This window comes from Bacillus sp. ISL-75 (assembly GCF_018613095.1).
This window is the reverse complement of the sequence record NZ_JAGGQX010000071.1, coordinates 30,372-48,807: the sequence shown is the minus strand read 5'-3', so window position 1 is coordinate 48,807 and position 18,436 is coordinate 30,372. Positions and strand designations below refer to the sequence as shown.

The window sequence follows — 18,436 nt, the reverse complement described above, 5'->3', positions numbered from 1 at the left end:
TTGATTTAGTGTTGACATACCATAATGACTAAAAGGGGTGTATAATTCGGATGTTAAAAATTGAAGTGCCAAGAATTGAAAAGGTTATGATTAGCGAGGATGCCAAGTATGGAAAGTTTGTCGTTGAACCACTCATGCGAGGATTTGGAACGACACTTGGCAACTCATTACGTCGCATCCTTTTATCTTCACTCCCCGGTGCCGCTGTCACTACCATACAAATAGATGGGGTGCAGAATGAATTTTCAACTATTGATGGGATAGAAGAAGATGTAACAACTATCATTTTGAACATAAAAAAATTATCTATGAATATTCTCTCTGACGATGAGAAAGAATTGATGATCGATGTACATAGAACCGGTACAATAACAGCTGCAGATATTTCTCATGATAGTGATGTAGAGATCTTAATCCCCGATTTGCATCTTGCTACCCTTATAGAAAATGTACATTTTAGAATGCGCCTAACTGCAAAACGCGGACGTGGTTATGTTCCTGCAGAGCAAAACAAACGTGGTGGCCTTCAAGTAGGAGTCATACCAATAGATTCAATCTATACACCGGTTTCACGCGCCAGTTATTTAGTTGAGAACACTCGTGTAGGTCAATTGGATAGTTTTGAAAGGTTATATTTTGAACTTTGGACAGATGGGAGTTTAGGGCCCAGCGAAGCCATTTGTGAAAGTGCAAAAATGTTTAATGAACATCTTTCTATTTTAGTAGGACTTAATCCTGAATCACAAGATATCCCAATTATGGAAGAACAAGAAGAAGTTTCAAATGAAAAAGAAATACTTAAACTGACTATTGAGGATTTAGACTTTTCTGTTCGTTCTTTCAACAGTCTAAAACGCAGTGGGATTAATACTATTCAAGACTTAGCTAATAAATCCGAAGAAGATATAAGAAAATTACGTAACTTAGGACAAAAATCTTTAAAAGAGATCTTAGATAAATTAGAAAGTTTGGATATAATCGTACGCAAAGATGATTAAAATCCATCATTATTTTCCTTGTGATTTCCCCTGAAGCAAAAGTTCACCGGTATCTCGAAGAAAGTACTAATGGGCGGTAGTTATAAATGATTTTAAATGTAGTAAGTAGGTGATAATTAATTATGAATACCTACTTACTGCATGGACAGTGCAATTATGTTTTCCTCCATACTCATGAATTGATTCGTAACCAAATATGCAGATAAAGTATGTTTCATTTTGTTGCTTTCTCAAATTACCAATTTCAAATATTTGAATAGTCAGAAAATTATTAGTATAATAGAAAAAAGGTCAAGGAGTTGATTTCTTATGGAAAAGAACTTGCTTAATTCACCACAACCTGAAGTATATGTCATGGATTCTCTATTTGCTGAAATGGTGTTAGACAAAGCCCTGCGTGATTTCCGAAAAGAGAAAATTCAAAAGAAAATCGACCTGTCCTTACGAGACAAAAATAAAGCAGAATTCCTACGATTAACAGAGGAATTAAAGAAAGTTTCTTAAAATTGTTTTATGTAATCGTTCTTAAAAGGATCTTCCAGTCGAAGATCCTTTTATACTGCTTGTTGAACTATTATTGGACTCGGTGTCGCCTTTTTTTTACCTTTTTAATAGAAATCTCCTAGCTACCAGTTTTGTTGTACCACCCATTGCCCCCATCATCGTTTTCGTCAGTCATTACAGCAAATGAATCGCCATGTATGCTCTTGGTTTGTAGCTCGAAATATTTCGCCAAGAACTCTCGGGCAGCGTTAACGTCAGTGACCGTAAGATTGATATGATTTAGTTTCCTAGGTTACACTTCCTCTTCTTAGGAATAACTTTCTAAACCGTTCTACCACACTTGATGTAGACCTTCTTGTTTCTTCCTCTCTATTGTAACGATTAATATAGGTCCAGGAATCGATAAAATGAATGAAGTTCCCTACAACTTTAGATCGAGGTTAAGACCTCGGTTTATTTATCGAATTGTTCGTTAAAAACGTAATTTACTTTTGATGCTGACCTTATATCCAAAACGGGCGCGTATCCTTTCGCAGGAAACGCGCCCGATTCTTACATAATCTATTGCAATCCTAAAAATTAGGAGGTGTTTAAACATTGGATTGTAATAGAGGCCCCTACAATACCCATTTAGATTACCGTTACATCAAACAAGTCCGTTTCATACGTAATAAGACTCTCGCTGAGTTCAGTACTTATATGAATGTAGATAAATCCACCATAGCGAAACTTGAAAAGAACGAACTAGCCTTTACACCACACTATGAGGATAAATTAAGGGACGCTATTAAGCGGTTAAGGGTATCTAATGTTGAGTTGAACAGTATCAATAAAATTCTTGAAATAAAAGCTATGAGAAGCTATTAATAGGGGGAACTGAAATGATTTTTAAAGTAGATAGAAAAGCGATTGATAAAGCTGTTGAGGGTATGAACCTATTTAATGATACTAAAAAGTGTTTAGCAGCGTATCATGCTGAGGCTAATAAGCTAGTCGATAAGGGTAAACTGCTAGACCAAAAACTACAGGATTTACAATTTAAACATACGGCTATTTTACTTGACCTACAAAATACTGATGATATTTCGGAACAAATATATCTAAACAAACAAGCTAGGGATGCAGTCAATGAAACAACCGTGATTGAATACACCTTTTTCTGAATAAACCTTTATCCACCTATTTCTTGATTGTTTAGATATTGTTCTAGCAAATTGGATGGTGCCTGGCACTTTATCATTCGTATGTGGATTGGAAAGAAGATACAGATAAAAGTATTTGTCCTCGGGGCTCATCTCTTCTAAAACAACCGGATTCTTCCAAAAATCAGTACGCACCATTCTATATTTTGCCATCCTCGACCACTGCCTTTCTTCTAATAAAATTCATTCATAATTGATATAGAATTAAATGTCTGTTTTTCTAGTATCACTATGTACCCTCAAGTACTGATAAATCAAGCCTTTTTGCTTCCTAGTGTTTTCTGGTGATTTGTAATTTATAAAATTTGGGCACCAAAGCACCTAGGCATGAGGATCTCCAGTGATAATTTGTTGTTTATCAACGGCTTCTTAATCTGCCTAAAGCTTGGACATCTACGGCTCCCCAAAATATTGGAAGTAAGTTTTCTTCTGGTGGAATCGTGTATCGAGTTGTCCGTTGTTCTGCAACATTTAAATTATTTATTTTCACTTGCTTTATCTCCTTTAGATTTTAATTGTTCCAAGCCCCGTTTAAGAAAAAAGTTGTCCCGGTATTTCCGAGCCTTTGCCCTGTTTTCTGGTTTCTCCCTATATCGGCAATAATAAGCCCGCCTGCCTTGGTCAATGAGCGATGCAATCTCATCTTTTTTCACAATTTTTCACCGCATTTCTAGTCATTTTTGTTTGTTTTATTTTGCATAATTTTTGGGATTTTTATGCATCCTATATACTTTTGTATACCATTAAAAAGAACCCCTAGTTAAAATTTAGGGGTTCGAAAGGCAGTCGATAATTCGTGATTTAATTCGCACTAACTGAAACTTCAAAAAATTTATATTAAATTTCTGAACAACTAAAGTAGTAGAGAAACTTTCTTTGTTGTTCAGTAAGAATTATACAAAAACAGGTTGTTCTTCCTCTTCTAATAGGCGCCTTTTGATTTCTTCTCCATTGATATATTTTTGTGATACTCCTGTTTCTATTGCAGCGTTCGCAACAGCTGCTGCTACATTAGCCACTACTCGCCGGTCAAATGGATCTGGAATTACATAATCCGCGTGAAGGTCTTCATCTGAAATCAATCCAGCAATGGCATAAACGGCAGCAAGTTTCATTTCCTCATTAATTGCTTTTGCACGAACGTCTAAAGCACCACGGAAAATGCCAGGGAATGCGAGGACGTTATTCACCTGATTGGGGAAATCAGAGCGTCCGGTTCCAACTACGAGTGCCCCCGCTTTTTTTGCCTCTTCCGGCATAATCTCAGGTATCGGATTGGCCATGGCAAAAATAATAGGATTCTGATTCATAGAACGAACCATTTCCTCCGTAACAATACCTGCAGCAGATACCCCCACAAACACATCAGCCCCAACAAGAGCATCTGCTAATACACCTTGTTTTTGTTCGCTATTGGTGATGCATGCCATTTCCTCTTTAAATTGATTCATTCCAAACGGGCGGCCTTTATAAATGATTCCTTTTGTATCACATAAAATGACATCTTTTACACCCATTTGAAGAAGCAGCTTAACAATCGCCACCCCTGCAGCACCCGCCCCGTTTGCTACAACACGAATGTCTTCAATCTTTTTTTCAGCTAATTTTAAAGCATTGATTAACCCAGCAGCAGTTACAATGGCTGTTCCGTGCTGGTCATCGTGGAAAATAGGGATATTACAAACTTTTCGTAATCGATCTTCAATTTCAAAGCAATGCGGTGCTGCAATGTCTTCTAAGTTCACTCCGCCAAATGTCGGCTCCAATAAAGTAACGACCTCCACAATCTTGTCCGGGTCCGTTGTATCTAAGCAAATCGGGAATGCATCGACACCCGCAAACGATTTGAATAACAAAGCTTTTCCTTCCATGACCGGCATGGCCGCTTTCGGACCGATATTTCCAAGACCGAGTACTGCTGTTCCGTTCGAAACAACAGCTACCAGATTTCCCTTCATGGTATATTCATAGGCTTTGCTTTCATCTTCATAAATGTCCAAGCATGGCTCCGCTACACCTGGAGAATAAGCAAGACTTAAATCTTTTGCATTACGTACGGGAACTTTTGAATGAACACCAAGCTTTCCTCGATTTTCCTTGTGCATCTTTAATGCTTCTTTACGTAAAGTTGACATATAATGTCTCTCCTTAATTTAATAGATGTTTGTTTTAGTAAACAAATAGTTAAAAAATTCTCAGACCTCTGAGAAAGATCTTAAACAGTAGCTAAGCAACATAATGATCATTAAAGTAAACAACCTCGGAAAGAATCTTGCATCCTTGAATATTCTTGAAAGCTTCCCTTGCTTCTTTTTCTGTGTCAAATTCAAACATCGAAGTAATTTCCTTTGAATAGACAGTGATTACCCACATATAAAATTCCCCCAATAAAAGATTACTTTTCTCTTTTCCCATAGACTGATTGATAATTTCTAATACTGTAGGTTTAATTTATATAAGGAACTACATAATCTTACGTAAAAATACAAAACAAATTAAAATTTTCAAAATTTATTTTGCATTACGTACGAGAACTTTTGAATGAACACCAAGTTTCCCTCGATTTTCCTTGTGCATCTTTAATGCTTCTTCACGTAGTGTTAACATATCAAAGTCTCTCCTTTTGTAATACCGAGTTCCTTCTACTATATACCCCGGGTAGGTATATTTGTAATGTCCTCTATAATTCCGTCAAATAAATAATATTAAGAAGGAAAACGCTTACAACTTGGCGAATATATACTTTGAGTTACTAATAAAAGTACACGGAGGGATGTCTTTTGATGAACTGCAAAAAATGTGAAAAAGAGTTTTATTTCCAAGTTACGGAAATGAATGTCCCTGGAGGCAGAGAGCGTGAGTATATAAATTGCCCCCATTGCGGTGAAACAAATGGTTCAGTTGTAACGAGCGGTGTCGTGTATATTCATAAAATTGAGGAAAACTCTAAGAATTAATTATCGATACTTTACACGACAATTGGGCCCTTGAACATAGGGCTTTCTTTAATTTTTGTACAAATAAAAACGCCACCCGTTAAGGTGACGCATTTGGTAAACGTTATTTAAATACATAATTCAGCGGAGAGTGCGCGCTATTCTGATTTTGTACGTCCATGTTCGTCATTTGCACATAACGTCGTACCATGTTCATATGCGAATGGCCGAGTATTCGCTGCAAGCAAAACGGAGCACCTCCGTTAAGGATATAATATAACGCCCCAGTGTGCCGAATCGTGTGCGGACTGACTCGCTTATTCGTTATCTTCGCAACCTGACCATAGACACGCAAGTTATCGCGGACAGTGGCCTCGCCTATCTTTTCACCCTTATACGTCAGAAACAAGTACTCATTACCGCAGTCTTCCGTCTCATGTAAATACTCGCTTAATAGTTTCGCAGTACGTGCGGAGATTGGCACCACGCGTCCGACTCGCGACTACGTATCCGCTGTTTCTAGCCGTATAGACATGGTTTTAAAATCGACATTCTGCCGCTTTATATCTACCAACTCGCATACACGCACCATCGTGTCGAGTAAGACAAACGTCATAACCTTCGTCCGAAATCCGACATAGGTTTCGTCATCTATGGCGGCAACTAACTGTCTGTACTCCTCGACTGTAAATGCCTCAACCACGTCTATAGGTGTCTTAATCGGCTTGAAGCGTTTATGTATCGGCTCATGAATCCACGCTTTATACCTTGATGGGCACACTTGCTATCCACCTATTTTTCATTATAAAGAAAATCTCTTTCATTTTTAAAGTTTTCCATAATACAAGTTTTTACAATTACTTTAAGTATATAGCATCAAATTTGAATTTCTCCCCAATAGCCTTTTGACTTTTCGGCAAACCAATTGATAATAAAGGTGCCAGGTGCCATCCAATATCTGGATGGCACCTGGCACCTTGTTCATGAAGTATAAATAGGAAGTGTTATTCTTATCGTTGTTCCTTTATTTAAAACACTATTTATCTTAATTTTCCCATTCATTGTCTCGATTGTTTTTACAACAACCATTGAACCTAATCCAGTCCCCTTTTCTTTAGTGCTGTAATAAGGTTCGCCAAAACGGTTTATTTGTTCTTTACTCATTCCAACACCGTTATCGCTTATCTCGATAATGATATCGAATTTACTTACGAGTGTAACTAAACTAAGCTCCCCACCGTTTGGCATAGCCTCTATACTATTTTTAATCAGGTTTAAAAAACATTGCTTGAAATGTTGAATATTTCCGCGTGTAATTCCTGGCACTAACTCTTCTGATACCTTCACCGAATTCAAATTGGCCAATGGTTTCGTCATTTCAATAATACTTCTTATTTCACGATCTATTAAAATAATACCTATATCTTCGGTTGCAGGTTTTGCATATGCTAAGTAATCACTAATAATTGTCTCTGCAGATTTAAGCTCTCTAACCACATGTTGAAAGTACTGTTCTCTAACTTCTTGAGAAAGGTTAGGGGCTTTTAGGAGATCAATAAACCCCTTTACAACTGTTAAAGGATTTCTAACTTCGTGGGAAATACTCGCTGCTAACTGGCTAACAACTTCCATCTTTTCTAGCTTTACTATTTTTGACTTTATACTAATTGCGTCACTTAATATTTCTATTATATATACAACGAAAAACATGACTACTGGAGGAAGGAAAATAAAATAAAACATATAAGCTTCAGTCACCCTAAATGAATCAGATATGATAACAGCTATAGAAGTTGTTAGTATTCCAAGACACAAAGATAACAGAACTGTGAAAATAAGCTTATTTTTTCTATTGAACATGCTGAACTTTTTTGAAAAAAGTGCCGTTATAATAAAGATCACGATATAAACAATAAGAGTTAGAGAATTGAATCCATAAATAAAAAATCTAATCGCCAACGAAATTATCAACAAGGCAGCCCCGACAGGCCATCCGCCATAAAGTATACCAATTAAAAAAGGAATTTGCCTTAAATCATGTACACAATATTCATCAATATAAATAGGGAATTTCATACATAAAATACTTGGTAAACTCATGCATGCTGTAATAAGGGTTTTTTGATAATTTTTAAGCGTTTTAAAATTATCACTTAAAACGAAGAAAACAAAAATACTTACTAAAATGTAAAACAAGTTATCTATAACATTTTGATTAATATAAATGAAGTCCATAGTAAATATCCTTTGTCAAAATTTATTAACATATTTAATTATAAGGGATAAGTCCTATAAAAGAGAGCTTTTTTTATTTAAGTGAAAAATTCCCAAAAATGAATATTAACCTACTAGTTAAGCTTCAATGTTATGACCAAAAAAAATATATTACTAGAACAAAGTTCACTGTGACGCCCCGAAAAGTCTTGTTTCATTCGATTGTTCCACACACAGATAATTGAGAAGAAAAAGATTATGCTCCTTCAAATTATACTAAAAAAACATTTGCAGCAGTTTTCACATACTTGATTGCTGTTTGTAGAAAAAAATTAGTCCATCCATAGACTCACTCACCTTTTCATCGCTCTAATATCTGTAAATCTGACGTGGTAAGAGAGCATTGAAAGCAGCTAACCTTCCCGACATCTGGTTTCAAGATTTGCGGCGTTCCCACGCGACCATGTTACTTAAGGAAAACGTACATTCCAAAGTAGTCAGCGAGCGATTAGGACACTCCAAAATTCAAGTTACATTGGATACCTATTCCCATGTAACTGATTCCATTGAAGGCATCGCAGTAGATCACTTAAATGGATTGCTTGAATAAATATCAAGGGCACCAAAATGTGAATGGCACCATTTGGGCACCAATCAATAAAAAAAGACCGAGTGCCCTCTGGTCTATGTAAAATAAGAATTCGTTAGAACCCTTGATATGATTGAGTTGGCGGGACTGCGTAGGAATCGAACCCACCAGACCTGGCACGCAGGTCTCAAGCAGTTTTGAAGACTGTGGAGGACACCAGTACCCCATTCAGCCCCATGGATGAAGATGTTTGGACTACATTAACACAGTCTATTGGCGAAAGAAACAAATTACTTCGCTTCCCTATCATTTGATATCATATTACTATGGAATATGGTGATAATCAATAGAATCAATGGATTTGTCATTTTTTCGACAAGCTTTTCATCAGGAAACTACAGAACCATTACCTGTTTCGCGCATTCATTATAATTCGATTCTTGATTAAAATCTTAAGTATAATTTCATTCAATTTTGTCCAATACTTGTCTTAATTCATAAAATCAGACTATAATAAGAAGAAAAATAGTTATCTTGTAGGTGAATAGATATGCTTCATGGTTGGTTTCTATGGTTTATCCTGTTCTGGGTATTTTTCCTAGTTGGCTCATTTGCCATCGGTGGATTTTTTATGTTCCGAAAGTTTTTGAAGAAGATGCCGAAAGAAGACGGAAAGTCAGTTATGGATTGGGAAGAACATTATGTAAATGAATCGCGGCACTTGTGGGGGCCCGAGGAGAAAGAACTCCTAGAGGATTTAGTCAGCCCTGTTCCCGAATTATTCCGCGATGTTGCCAGACATAAGATTGCCGGAAAGATTGGCGAAATCGCCCTTAAAGAAAAAGCTCCTAAAATCACTCAGGACCTCGTCATTCGTGGATATATTCAAGCAACACCCAAAAGAGATCATAAATTTTTACGAAAAAAGCTTTTTGAAAATAGAATTGATGTCGCTCCTTTTGAGCACCTATTTTAACCGTCTAGCTAATAGACGGTTTTTTTATTTTGTCATCAACGGACTCCATTGGATACATTTTTCATAGTTTTTTCCTAACTTTTGTCGTCAACAGCCCTCATTGGCGATACTTTTCACTGTTTTTTCCTGCCTTTTGTCGTCAATAGCCCTTATTGAAGACACTTTTTATTAATTTCCCCTGAATTCCTGTATCCAATACCCCGGTCCTATCAAACTATTCCCTCTACAATTCAATAACATAATCCAACAAATCCTAAAAAGAAAAACTGATCCAATAAAGGACCAGTCTCTCACATAATTATAATTGCTTATCTCCATGAAGTTGCCTAAACAACTTTTTGTAATCGATATACATCGCAATACGCCAAGGCACAATCATACAGTAAGCAAGGAAGAAGAACATGCCACTTAATTCTCCAAAATCAATGGTTGCACTTAGAACCGACTTCATAACAAGGCGAACAACTAATAGTCCAATTAAAATAAAGAAAAATGCCTTGGATCGCTTTAGATAAATATCGTTATCGCGGATCTCAAACTTTGAGGTTTTAATTAGTAAGATTGAGAATAGCATCCCCACAATCGCTGCCTCGATCATTTCTGCTCCAGTTAGTCTAAATTGCGGATCTATATACATTAAAGCCCCACTCGACATGAAAAATGGAGGTAGAATTATTTTACGAGCATTCGTGGGTTTCTTTGCGGCTTTCATGCGGACAACCAAGGCAAGGGTGCCCATAAACACCGCTCCAATTGAAGAAGCAAGAACTATGTTCATTAGATTCATTCCTTATCTAATTTATTTTCTAACCCATTATATCGCAAATAAATTCATTTGAAAAAATTTAGCTCATAATAAAATGTTCCCATTTTTACCACACAGGTAATTGATACAAAAAAGGAAAAAACCTCCTAAGGAAGTTCCCTTTCAAAGAATATAATATTTTTATATATTTATCATTTTCGAGTTTACATTAGAACCCCGTAAAGCCACCAAACATTCCTGAAAAAATAGTAATGATTTTAGTCATCCAGTCAAAGAAGAGAACAACCCCCATGACAATCATTATGTAACCGCCAATTTTTACAATTTTGCCGCTGTTCTTCTTAATCCAAGTCATGCGGCCAAGGAAGAACGAAAGAATAAAGAATGGTATGGCAAAGCCTAGGCAATAGGCAATCATATACATCATACCTGAACCTGGATTTGTGGCTGCTAGGGAAATAACAAACGATAGAATCGGACCTGTACAAGGCGTCCAACCAGCTGCAAATGCCATCCCAATTAAAACAGAACCAAAATAACCTGAAGGACGATTTTTAAATTCAATGCGGCGGTCCTTCATCATAAACTTCGGATTTAAAATTCCTACGATCACTAAACCAAAGAAAACAATAAAAATTCCGCCTAGTTGACGAATAAGATCTTTATACTGTAAGAAAAAGCTTCCTAGAAACGAAGTTCCAAATCCAATCGCAATAAAAATAATCGAAAAGCCTAAAAGGAAAAATAATGTGTGGAGTAGACTCCGCTTTTGAAGCATGGCGTTTTCACTTTTTAGCTCCCCAACAGACATACCTGTGATGTACGAGAGAAATGCAGGATAAAGCGGTAAACAACAAGGAGAAATAAAGCTTAAAAATCCTGCCCCTAAGGCTAAAAATATATTTACATCTGACATATTAACACTCCCACTATAGTCGATACGTTTATATTCTAACAAATGTTTGATATAAATGATAATGGTTAACTTGAATATTTTGTGTCGCCGCCTTTTTTTGTTTCACTGAAATGCCTCTTCCATAAAATATATGCATAAATTCGTTGGATATTTATTTACAAATGTCTTTGAAAAAATTTACATCATAGGTTATACTAGTAAAACCAATGTCATTTTGATATATTTGTAGTCTATTTGCACCATAATTTAGGGGTTACTCCGGAAAGGACATCGGCCGTGACAAAAAATGATTTAGGTACATTAATTGAAAAAAAACGAGCTGAATTAATTCAAGTCGCCATCACCAACGGCTTGACATCCTCCGTTGCAATTCGTTACAGCCAGGAACTTGATCATCTCTTAAATGAATATCATAGAATATATATAAACAAGATGCCTTCATCAGCTAGTTAAAAGAAAGTCGTTGTATGTCGTCATCATTAGAAATAGACAATAGACCTATATAATGGAAAAAAGCCTGGCGACTCCGCCAGGCTTTTTTCCATTAATTCACGACATCCTCAAGACGTTCTACCGCTCCGTTTTGCAAAAGGAACATTTTATGGTACAAGCCACCCTGGGCAAGCAGTTCTTGATGGGTTCCCCTTTCAACAATTTCCCCCTGATGCAATACTAAGATTAAATCAGCATCCTGAATGGTGGACAGGCGATGCGCAATGGCAATAGTCGTTCTACCTTTTCGCATTTTGGCGAGTGCGGTTTGAATGGCTTCTTCTGTTTCTGTATCAATGTTAGCGGTCGCTTCGTCGAGTACCAATATTTTGGGATTAGCGGCGATCGTTCGGGCAAAAGCGATTAGTTGCCTTTGACCGCTTGAAAATGTGGTACCACGCTCGACAACCTTATGTTCAAAGCCATCCTCCAACTTTTCAATAAAGGTGTGGGCTTGGACAAACTTTGCTGCTTCTTCGACTTGTTCATCCGTCATCTCATTCGAATGAAGGCGGATATTATCCTTCACCGTCCCGTAGAACAGGAATGGATCCTGTAAGACTAAGCCCATTTTCTCCCTGAGTTCTGTCTTTGTGAAGTTCCGAATCGATTGACCATCAATCAAAATGTCCCCCCTTTCATATTCATAAAAACGCATTAACAAATTGATAATCGAGCTTTTTCCACTTCCGGTATGGCCAACCAGTGCGACTGTTTCACCAGGATTTGCCGTAAAGGAAATAGATTTTAGCACATCACGTTTTCCATCATAGGAAAAACTTAAATTCTTAAACTCAATCATTCCTTTTTCAATGGAAATGGTCCGCTCTTCCTTTTGTATTGGTGCTAATTCTTCCTCATCCAACAGTTTAAAAACACGCGAGCCAGCAACAATCGCTTGTTGGTACAAGGAAAGCCTCATCATCATCTGATTAACCGGTTCGAAAAAACGATCCAAATAATTTATGAAGGCATATAACACGCCGATTTCCACCACCTTGTTAAAAGACGTTATTCCGAAATAACTTAATACAATGATTAAACCCAAAATATAGATTAAATCAATCGCTGGTCTTAACAGGAGGCTATCTATTTTGATATTTTTCATTCCTGCCTGATAGTGTTGGTCATTAATAGCTCCGAATTCTGCCTGGAGTCTTTTTTCCTGCCGAAACACTTGGATAATACCCATTCCAGATAATGATTCACTGAGCTTGGCATTCAACTGGCTTAGCCGTTCGCGCATATCAAGGTAAAATCGTGAACTTAATTTTCTGTATAGGTTCATGACAAACAATAATAGTGGAAGGATCACGACACATAATAAGCCAAGTTTGATGTTCAGAATAAACATCGCAATAAAAATACCTAGCAATAAAAATCCACCTTGGATAAACGTTGCAATAACGGTAACAAACATGTCTTTAATGGCTTCCGTATCATTGGTCACCCTTGAAACGATACTTCCTGCTGGGGTCTTATCAAAATACTTTAGCCCGAGCGACTGTACTTTAGAAAAAACATCAATGCGCAACTGTTGGATAATTTTCAAAGCCAGTTCCTGGAATTTAACCAATTGAAAAAACATTAGAATCGCTTTAATGATTTGGATTGACATGTACGTGGAACCTAGGATCAAAAGTGGCTGAAACTCAAGCTTTCCAGGTGTTAAATAATCATCGATAAATATTTTTACGATTATCGGCAAAACGATATCGCCGATCGTTGTTAGTATTAAGAAAATAAATGCTATGACAATCGTTTTTTTTTGTGGTTTAGTATAGGATAGCAGCCGGAATAAAATATTTCTTTGTTCACGATCTGTAAGCTGAATTTTTTCGTCCATCTTAATGCCCTCCATGCTCAACCAACTCTTCTAGCTGCTGGCGTAAATACATTTCCTTATACCATCCACCCGATTCCATCAATACTTCATGTGTACCTCTTTCCACAATCTTTCCATCCTCAAGAACCAGAATGAGATTTGCATGTTGAATGGCACTTAATCGGTGTGAAGTGATGATGGTTGTTTTTCCTTCCCTATTCTGTTTTAATGCTGAAAGAATGGCTTCTTCTGTTTTTGCATCTACTGCAGATAAGGAATCATCGAGTACTAACACTTCTGGCTTCATCAAAATAGCCCGGGCAATCGAAATCCTTTGCTTCTGCCCGCCCGATAAGGATACCCCACGCTCTCCAACAACCGTTTGATACCCTTCAGTAAATTGAAGGATATCAGTATGGATATTGGCAAGCTTAGCGGCATTCTCGACTTCCTCTATTAATGCCCCATGGTTTGTAAAGGCGATATTTTCACCAACAGAGGCTGAAAACAGGAAATGATCTTGCGGTACATAACCAATGGCCTCGCGTAATTTTTCAAGCTTGTAATCCTGCAGAGAATTCCCTCCAAATCTAATCTCACCTTGATAACTATCAAACTCACGAATGAGCAGTTTTAAAAGAGTGGTTTTACCAGCACCGGTTTTACCAACAATGCCCACCGTCTCGCCGGTATATAACGAAAAATTTATATCCTTTAAAACCGGTGTGGTTTCTCCAGGATAGGTAAAGCTAGAAAGATTGTATTCAATATCACCCGCGGGCACCACGTTTAAGGCCCCCTCCTTATCGGTTATATCTTCTTTTTCTTGAAGGAGCATGGAAACTCGGTCATAGGAAGCACTGCCTCGCTCAACAATGTTAAATAACCAGCCAAATGCAAGCATCGGCCAGATGAGTAAACCTAAATATGTAGTAAACGAGAGTAATTGCCCGATTGTTAGTTCCCCATTAAGCACGTATTTTGCACCAAACACAATCGATAAGAAAAAGGAAATACCAACAATAATCGAAATCGTCGGATCGAAGAGAGAATCAATTTTGGCGACAGTGATATTTTTTTGGACGACATCTTCTGATTGCTTCCGAAAATCCTCGATATCTTCCTTTTCCTGACCAAACGTCTTAATCACTTTAATCCCAGTAATACTTTCCTGAGTTTTATCATTTAATGACGAAAATGCTTCCTGTGCCTGATAAAAGGTTCGATGGAGCATTGTTCCAAACCAGCTTGTAAGGATTACCATAAAGGGCATCGGAATTAAACAGATTAATGTTAATTTCCAGCTAATCGTAAATGCCATGGCACAGATAACAAACCCACCAGTTGAAAGAGAATCAACGAAGGTTAGCACGCCTACGCCCGCTGTTTGTTGAATGGCTGACAGATCGTTGGTGGCATGTGCCATTAAATCCCCTATTCGACGTTTTTGGTAAAATGATGGCGACATATTTGTAAAATGATGATACAGCCGATTTCGAAGCAACTTACTTAACTTAACTGATGATCCAAAAATCATAATTCTCCAGTAGTACCTAAGGAAATACATTGCAAGAGCAATAATAACTAATACGGCCATCCACTTCAAGAGAATTCCCGTTGTCATCGTCCCATTCTTAATTTGGTCAGCAATGATTCCTATGATCTTAGGCGGCACCAGTTGCATAATTGCTACAAGCATTAAGAGGAAAATCCCCGATATATATGCTTTTTTCTCCTGTTTAAAATACCAGCCTAATTCTAAAAATACTTTCATTAAACCGCCCCCAAAACACGAGTAATCGATCTGCCAAAAATTGAATACGTTTTTAATTAAAGTTATTCGGAAAAATAATCCAACGGACTGAGGTTTAATTTTACCAAATTTTTATAAAATAATAAAGATTTAGAATATTTTATCAGCACGTAAAAAGCACCCATCTATATGAGTGCTAGTCCGTTTTATTTTGATTGTTGTTTGTTCATGGCAGCCATCATTTGGTTGATCTTCTTTTGTGATGGTTTTTGTCCCATTTGCATCATCATCATTTTTAACATTTGTTCATTGATTGGCGGATTTTTCTTTAAGTAGCTCATCATATATTTACGAGCAATGAAAAATCCTAGTGCTACACCAGCTGCTAATGCTAGTATACCAACTAGAATGTAATAACCCATATTCAACTTCCTCCTTCATGTTGTCTACCATACAGTGTACTAAATAAAACACGATTAGACAATATCTGCAATTAGATAAATTTTCTTTCCTTTATCGGCTTTAACCAACCGTATCGCTGATGTTCAAGGTCAAGTGCCAAAAAGGAAGTTTCACATTTTCTTAGAACTTCAAAAAAAGCCGTCTCAGCTTCATAGCTGCCTTGTGCCTCGATTGTAATTAAGTCTTGAAAAACCTCTAACTTTGCCGTACTTAGTTTTCCACTTAATTCAATTGAATATGCACCATGCTCAGCTTTAAATCCCTTGATTTTTCCAAGCTGCTTTTGGATAAGTTGATGGATCTTTAGTACCTCAACCTTTTTTGTTATATAGGAAATTTGTTTTTGTGTAATAAATTTAAGTTCGCCGTTTGCTTTTCGATGTTCCTGAAAAAGCTGAAAAAACAATCGTTCTCTTCCGAAGTAATGGGTCGCAAATTCATCTTCTATTAAATATAGCTGATATTTTCTCACCACTGTTCTCTCCTTCGTTGATTACCCTTTTTACTATTATAAAAAAAGACTAACGAAACATATGTCTTACGGCGGCAAAAACTTCCACTATTTTTGTCGATTTGCAGGAAACTAAACTATTCTTCTATAAATTCGGTAGATTTGTTGAATTTTCCTGCAAATAATAACTTTGTTCATAATATTGTTGAAATTTGTACTCATTAAACCATCAAAAAAGGAGAACGGATGATTTCCGCTCTCCCTAAAATCTCATTATTTTATTTTTGCAAAAGTGCTTTTACACGTGCAACTACGTTGTTTACAGTGAACCCGAATTCTTCCATAATCTTTTCTCCTGGTGCTGAAGCTCCGAAATGATCAATAGCAAGAACATCGCCTTCGTCACCAGTGTATTTGTGCCAGCCAAATGATGCTCCCACTTCAATTCCAAGACGCTTTTTCACACTTCTTGGCAGAACAGAGTCTTTGTACTCTTGAGATTGCTGCTCGAATCGATCCCATGAAGGCATACTTACAACCGAAACATGAACACCTTCTCCAGCAAGCGCTTTTTGAGCTTCCACTGCAAGGCTTACTTCTGATCCAGTTGCTAATAACAACGCATCTGGAGTTTCTCTTTCTGAAGGAGACACTACATATGCCCCTTTAGAAACTCCCTCGTACGCATTGGTATCCGTTCCTTTTAATGTAGGTAAATCTTGACGAGTTAAAACAAGTGCAGTTGGTTTGTTGGTAGACTCCACTGCAAGTTTCCAAGCAGCTGCCGTTTCATTACCGTCTGCAGGACGAATGATTGATAATCCTGACATTGCACGTAATGCTGCAAGCTGTTCAACTGGCTCATGTGTTGGTCCATCTTCCCCTACAGCAATACTGTCATGGGTAAAGACATAAGTGACAGGTAATCCCATTAAAGCTGCTAGACGAATGGCAGGACGCAAGTAGTCAGAGAAGACAAAGAATGTTCCGCCAAATACTTTTACGCCGCCATGAAGAGCAATACCATTCATTGCAGCTCCCATCGCAAATTCACGAACGCCAAACCAGATATTGCGACCTTCATAGGAACCAGGCATAAAGTCTTTCGTACCTTTAATCATCGTTTTATTCGAACCAGCAAGGTCTGCGGATCCACCGATAAAAATAGGTAGATTCTTAGCAATACCATTTAATACTTCCCCTGAAGAGGCACGGCTTGCAAGGCTTTTTCCTTCTGGATATACAGGGATTTCTTTATCCCAACCTGCAGGAAGTTCATTATTTAATGCTTGTTCAAGCTGAGTAGCTAGTTCAGGGTACTCTTTTTTATATTGAGCGAAAAGATCATTCCACTCTTTTTCCTTTTTCTCGCCATTTTCAACGATCAGCTTCTGGAAGTTGTCATAGACTTCTTGCGGCACATGGAAATCTTCTTCAAAAGTCCATTTATAAGCCTCTTTTGTAAGTTTTAATTCATTTGCTCCAAGTGGTGAGCCATGAACACCTGAAGTTCCAGCACGGTTTGGTGAACCATAGCCAATGACCGTTCTTACTTCAATCATTGTTGGTCTGTCTAAATCATTTTTAGCTTCTTCCAAAGCTTTCGCAATTTCATCCAGATTATTGCCGTCTTCAACACGAACATATTGCCATCCGTATGATAGGAAGCGATCTTTGACACTTTCTGAGAACGACTTATCTAGGTCTCCATCAAGTGAGATATCGTTTGAATCATAAAGGACTACCAATCGCCCTAATTTCAAGTGTCCTGCTAGCGACGCTGCCTCAGCAGATACACCCTCCATCAAATCTCCATCTCCACAGATACTGTATGTAAAATGGTTCACAAGTTCATATTTATCTTTATTATAAACACTTGCAACATGGCGTTCTGCCATTGCCATTCCTACTGCCATTGCAATCCCCTGTCCAAGTGGACCAGTAGTTGCTTCTACACCCTCAGTGTGGCCATACTCTGGGTGTCCCGGTGTTTTAGAGCCCCATTGGCGGAATTGCTTTAAGTCATCCATTGTTAAGTTGAAACCAGACAAGTGAAGCATGCTGTATAACAACGCTGAACCATGACCTGCTGACAAGACAAAACGATCACGGTTAAACCACTGTGGATTCTTTGGATTTTGGTTCAAGAAACGCGTCCATAAAGTATAGGTCATTGGCGCTGCACCCATCGGCATTCCTGGATGTCCTGAGTTTGCTTTTTCGATCGCATCAATGGAAAGCGTTCGAATGGAGGTTACAGATAAATCATCAATAGTATTAAACATGAATTACATCCTTTCCTAATCACAAGGTTACTAAATACATTTTCAATTTTATATCGCTACCGTTTTT

At 37.5% G+C, this 18,436-nt stretch carries 22 protein-coding genes, 1 tRNA gene and 2 pseudogenes; 8 read left to right on the top strand and 17 right to left on the bottom strand.

What is annotated here, in order from left to right; all coding sequences use genetic code 11:
• Positions 1-50 precede the first annotated feature (50 nt).
• Complete coding sequence (locus J7E63_RS25950) at positions 51-998, top strand: DNA-directed RNA polymerase subunit alpha (RefSeq protein WP_215017798.1); 948 nt, start codon at positions 51-53, stop codon at positions 996-998.
• 309 nt (positions 999-1,307) lie between these two features.
• Positions 1,308-1,502, top strand: coding sequence for an IDEAL domain-containing protein (locus J7E63_RS25945; RefSeq protein WP_215017796.1), 195 nt, complete (start codon positions 1,308-1,310; stop codon positions 1,500-1,502).
• Positions 1,503-1,662: 160 nt separating this feature from the next.
• On the opposite strand, the pseudogene J7E63_RS29875 reads toward J7E63_RS25945, so the two are convergent.
• Positions 1,663-1,776, bottom strand: a pseudogene (locus J7E63_RS29875) (VOC family protein); the annotation flags it as partial.
• A gap of 323 nt (positions 1,777-2,099) precedes the next feature.
• Here J7E63_RS29875 and J7E63_RS25940 point away from each other — a divergent pair.
• Together J7E63_RS25940 and J7E63_RS25935 are read left to right on the top strand one after the other, a co-directional pair.
• Entirely contained in the window at positions 2,100-2,369 is a 270-nt protein-coding gene (locus tag J7E63_RS25940) for a helix-turn-helix domain-containing protein (RefSeq protein WP_215017794.1), read from the top strand.
• Positions 2,370-2,383: 14 nt separating this feature from the next.
• Entirely contained in the window at positions 2,384-2,665 is a 282-nt protein-coding gene (locus J7E63_RS25935) for a hypothetical protein (protein ID WP_215017792.1), read from the top strand.
• Positions 2,666-2,743: 78 nt separating this feature from the next.
• Here the strand turns inward: J7E63_RS25935 and J7E63_RS29870 are convergent.
• The 5 genes and pseudogenes from J7E63_RS29870 to J7E63_RS25920 form a co-directional block, all read right to left on the bottom strand.
• Positions 2,744-2,857 (bottom strand): annotated as a pseudogene (locus J7E63_RS29870) (DNA replication protein DnaD); the annotation flags it as partial.
• A 205-nt stretch (positions 2,858-3,062) separates the two neighbouring features.
• Positions 3,063-3,194: a hypothetical protein gene (locus J7E63_RS30235; protein ID WP_285289976.1), complete on the bottom strand. Its 132-nt coding sequence runs from the start codon at positions 3,192-3,194 to the stop codon at positions 3,063-3,065.
• A complete protein-coding gene (locus tag J7E63_RS25930) occupies positions 3,181-3,357 on the bottom strand; it encodes a hypothetical protein (RefSeq protein ID WP_215017790.1) in 177 nt (58 codons plus the stop codon). Before J7E63_RS25930 ends, J7E63_RS30235 begins: the two co-directional genes overlap by 14 nt.
• Positions 3,358-3,597: 240 nt before the next feature.
• The gene (gene ystJ, locus J7E63_RS25925) at positions 3,598-4,839 is read right to left on the bottom strand and encodes an NADP-dependent malic enzyme (protein WP_215017789.1); all 1,242 of its coding nucleotides are present in this window, start codon (positions 4,837-4,839) and stop codon (positions 3,598-3,600) included.
• 91 nt (positions 4,840-4,930) lie between these two features.
• Positions 4,931-5,077, bottom strand: a complete 147-nt coding sequence (locus tag J7E63_RS25920; protein WP_215017787.1) for a hypothetical protein — start codon at positions 5,075-5,077, stop codon at positions 4,931-4,933.
• A 410-nt stretch (positions 5,078-5,487) separates the two neighbouring features.
• Between J7E63_RS25920 and J7E63_RS25915 the strand changes: the two genes are divergently transcribed.
• Positions 5,488-5,661, top strand: coding sequence for a hypothetical protein (locus tag J7E63_RS25915; RefSeq protein ID WP_168242971.1), 174 nt, complete (start codon positions 5,488-5,490; stop codon positions 5,659-5,661).
• Between the two features lie 103 nt (positions 5,662-5,764).
• Here the strand turns inward: J7E63_RS25915 and J7E63_RS30640 are convergent, their stop codons facing one another.
• The 3 genes from J7E63_RS30640 to J7E63_RS25900 form a co-directional block, all read right to left on the bottom strand.
• Positions 5,765-6,124, bottom strand: a complete 360-nt coding sequence (locus J7E63_RS30640; RefSeq protein ID WP_374193803.1) for a tyrosine-type recombinase/integrase — start codon at positions 6,122-6,124, stop codon at positions 5,765-5,767.
• Positions 6,125-6,142: 18 nt separating this feature from the next.
• Positions 6,143-6,421, bottom strand: a complete 279-nt coding sequence (locus J7E63_RS25905) for a site-specific integrase (RefSeq protein WP_215017783.1) — start codon at positions 6,419-6,421, stop codon at positions 6,143-6,145.
• 200 nt (positions 6,422-6,621) lie between these two features.
• Positions 6,622-7,875, bottom strand: a complete 1,254-nt coding sequence (locus J7E63_RS25900; protein WP_215017781.1) for a sensor histidine kinase — start codon at positions 7,873-7,875, stop codon at positions 6,622-6,624.
• Between the two features lie 382 nt (positions 7,876-8,257).
• Between J7E63_RS25900 and J7E63_RS25895 the strand changes: the two genes are divergently transcribed.
• The gene (locus J7E63_RS25895) at positions 8,258-8,464 is read left to right on the top strand and encodes a tyrosine-type recombinase/integrase (protein ID WP_215017779.1); all 207 of its coding nucleotides are present in this window, start codon (positions 8,258-8,260) and stop codon (positions 8,462-8,464) included.
• Positions 8,465-8,582: 118 nt separating this feature from the next.
• On the opposite strand, the gene J7E63_RS25890 is transcribed toward J7E63_RS25895, so the two are convergent.
• Positions 8,583-8,679, bottom strand: a tRNA-Sec gene (locus tag J7E63_RS25890).
• Positions 8,680-8,993: 314 nt separating this feature from the next.
• Here J7E63_RS25890 and J7E63_RS25885 point away from each other — a divergent pair.
• Positions 8,994-9,419 (top strand): DUF2621 domain-containing protein, encoded by a 426-nt coding sequence (locus tag J7E63_RS25885; protein ID WP_215017777.1) that lies wholly within the window; start codon positions 8,994-8,996, stop codon positions 9,417-9,419.
• A 298-nt stretch (positions 9,420-9,717) separates the two neighbouring features.
• Here J7E63_RS25885 and J7E63_RS25880 read toward each other — a convergent pair whose 3' ends face one another.
• Both J7E63_RS25880 and J7E63_RS25875 read right to left on the bottom strand, forming a co-directional pair.
• The gene (locus J7E63_RS25880) at positions 9,718-10,197 is read right to left on the bottom strand and encodes a CcdC family protein (protein ID WP_215017775.1); all 480 of its coding nucleotides are present in this window, start codon (positions 10,195-10,197) and stop codon (positions 9,718-9,720) included.
• A 196-nt stretch (positions 10,198-10,393) separates the two neighbouring features.
• Positions 10,394-11,101 (bottom strand): cytochrome c biogenesis CcdA family protein, encoded by a 708-nt coding sequence (locus J7E63_RS25875; protein WP_168242909.1) that lies wholly within the window; start codon positions 11,099-11,101, stop codon positions 10,394-10,396.
• A 276-nt stretch (positions 11,102-11,377) separates the two neighbouring features.
• On the opposite strand from J7E63_RS25875, the gene J7E63_RS25870 reads away from it, so the two are divergent.
• Positions 11,378-11,554 carry an aspartyl-phosphate phosphatase Spo0E family protein gene (locus tag J7E63_RS25870; RefSeq protein ID WP_215017773.1) on the top strand — a complete coding sequence of 59 codons (177 nt, stop codon included), beginning with the start codon at positions 11,378-11,380 and terminating at the stop codon, positions 11,552-11,554.
• 91 nt (positions 11,555-11,645) lie between these two features.
• Here the strand turns inward: J7E63_RS25870 and J7E63_RS25865 are convergent, their stop codons facing one another.
• The 5 genes from J7E63_RS25865 to tkt all read right to left on the bottom strand — a co-directional run bounded on the left by J7E63_RS25865 (position 11,646) and on the right by tkt (position 18,369).
• Positions 11,646-13,439 (bottom strand): ABC transporter ATP-binding protein, encoded by a 1,794-nt coding sequence (locus J7E63_RS25865; RefSeq protein ID WP_215017771.1) that lies wholly within the window; start codon positions 13,437-13,439, stop codon positions 11,646-11,648.
• 1 nt (position 13,440) lies between these two features.
• Complete coding sequence (locus tag J7E63_RS25860) at positions 13,441-15,192, bottom strand: ABC transporter transmembrane domain-containing protein (RefSeq protein ID WP_215017769.1); 1,752 nt, start codon at positions 15,190-15,192, stop codon at positions 13,441-13,443.
• A 185-nt stretch (positions 15,193-15,377) separates the two neighbouring features.
• Positions 15,378-15,593 (bottom strand): YneF family protein, encoded by a 216-nt coding sequence (locus tag J7E63_RS25855; RefSeq protein ID WP_088086539.1) that lies wholly within the window; start codon positions 15,591-15,593, stop codon positions 15,378-15,380.
• Positions 15,594-15,664: 71 nt separating this feature from the next.
• Complete coding sequence (gene sirA / locus J7E63_RS25850; protein WP_215017767.1) at positions 15,665-16,105, bottom strand: sporulation inhibitor of replication protein SirA; 441 nt, start codon at positions 16,103-16,105, stop codon at positions 15,665-15,667.
• 257 nt (positions 16,106-16,362) lie between these two features.
• The gene (tkt, locus tag J7E63_RS25845; protein WP_215017765.1) at positions 16,363-18,369 is read right to left on the bottom strand and encodes a transketolase; all 2,007 of its coding nucleotides are present in this window, start codon (positions 18,367-18,369) and stop codon (positions 16,363-16,365) included.
• Positions 18,370-18,436 lie beyond the last annotated feature (67 nt).